This is a genomic window from Bifidobacterium sp. wkB344, from assembly GCF_003688305.1.
Classification (GTDB): Bacteria; Actinomycetota; Actinomycetes; order Actinomycetales; family Bifidobacteriaceae; genus Bombiscardovia; species Bombiscardovia mizhiensis.
Genome location: NZ_NPOQ01000022.1, coordinates 1 through 554, shown reverse-complemented (window position 1 = coordinate 554; position 554 = coordinate 1). Strand labels below are relative to the sequence as shown.

Here is a 554-nt window from a genome sequence, read left to right as displayed (position 1 = left end):
GGGTGGATGGTGTGTTGTCTTCGACCATTAGTGCCGGTCGGCTCCGCCCCTTGCGGGGTGTCCACGTCCGGTCTATCGACCATGTGTTCTGCATGGGGTCTTCAGAAGCCCGAAGGCTTCATGGAATCCTTATCTTGGAGGGGGCTTCCCGCTTAGATGCTTTCAGCGGTTATCCCATCCGAACGTAGCCAACCGGCCGTGCCGCTGGCGCGACAACCGGCATACCAGAGGTTCGTCCACCCAGGTCCTCTCGTACTATGGGCAGGGCTCCTCAAGATTCCAACGAGCGCAGAGGATAGAGACCAAACTGTCTCACGACGTTCTGAACCCAGCTCGCGTGCCGCTTTAATCGGCGAACGGCCGAACCCTTGGGACCTGCTCCAGCCCCAGGATGCGACGAGCCGACATCGAGGTGCCAAACCATCCCGTCGATATGGACTCTTGGGGATGATCAGCCTGTTATCCCCGGGGTACCTTTTATCCGTTGAGCGATGCCGCGTCCGTACGCCGGCACCGGATCACTATCTCCGACTTTCGTCCCTGCTCGACCCGTC

Annotated in this window: 1 rRNA gene; it reads right to left on the bottom strand. The window is 59.9% G+C overall.

Annotated elements, in window-relative coordinates:
• Positions 1–8: 8 nt before the first annotated feature.
• Positions 9–554 (bottom strand): 23S ribosomal RNA (locus CI601_RS06855); the annotation flags it as partial.